Origin of the sequence: Streptomyces sp. NPDC059866 (assembly GCF_042731325.1) — a bacterium.
GTDB classification, from domain to species: Bacteria; Actinomycetota; Actinomycetes; order Streptomycetales; family Streptomycetaceae; genus Streptomyces; species Streptomyces flavusporus.
Map to the genome: position 1 here is coordinate 100,661 of NZ_JBHWJT010000003.1, position 893 is coordinate 101,553.

1 protein-coding gene is annotated in these 893 nt (G+C 72.5%); it reads right to left on the minus strand.

From position 1 onward, the window contains the following. Positions 1-856 (minus strand): Ig-like domain repeat protein (locus ACFV7R_RS04935; RefSeq protein WP_385259971.1); only part of this gene is annotated, 856 nt, incomplete at its 3' end. Positions 857-893 lie beyond the last annotated feature (37 nt).

Genomic DNA, 893 nt, shown 5'->3' on the forward strand with positions numbered 1-893 from the left:
CGTCGCCGAAGTCGAAGACGACCGTCCCCGTCGGCGTCCCCGCACCCGGAGCGTCCACGGCCACCGTCGCCGTCACCGTCACGGACTCGCCGACCACCGAGGGATCCGGTGCGGACGTCACCGACGCCGTGGTCGCGGCCTGGTTCACCGTGTGGGTGTCCGTCGCGGTGGTCCCGGCGAAGTTCGCGTCCCCGCCGTACGAGACGCTGATGGTGTACGGGCTCCCCGACAGGTCCGTGTAGACGTGCGTGGTCGTCACGGTTCCTCCTGCGAGGGTTTCGGTGACGGCCGGCGACCCGTCGCCGAAGTCGACGGTGACCGTGCCCGTCGGCGTCCCCGCACCCGGAGCGTCCGCGGTCACCGTCGCCGTCACCGTCACCTCCTCGCCGACCACCGAGGGATCCGGCGCCGACGTCACCGACGCCGTGGTCGCGGCCTGGTTCACCGTCTGGGTGTCCGTCGCGGTGGTCCCGGCGAAGTTCGCGTCCCCACCGTAGGTCGCGGTGATGGTGTACGGGCTGCCCGACGTGGTGGCGTACGGGTGCGTGACCGTGGCCACGCCGCCCACCAGGGTTCCCGTCCCGGCAGGGCTGCCGTCACCGAAGTCGAAGGTGACCGTCCCCGTCGGCGTCCCCGCACCCGGAGCGTCCGCGGTCACCGTCGCCATCACTGTGACCTCCTCGCCGACCACCGACGGATCCGGCGCCGACGTCACCGACGCCGTGGTCGCGGCCTGGTTCACCGTCTGGGTGTCGGTTCCGGTGGACGAGTTGAAGTCGCCGGTCCCGGCATAGGTGGCGGTGATGGTGTACGGGCTGCCCGACGTGGTGGCGTACGGGTGCGTGACCGTGGCCACGCCGCCCACCAGGGTTCCCGTCCCGGCAGGGCTGCCG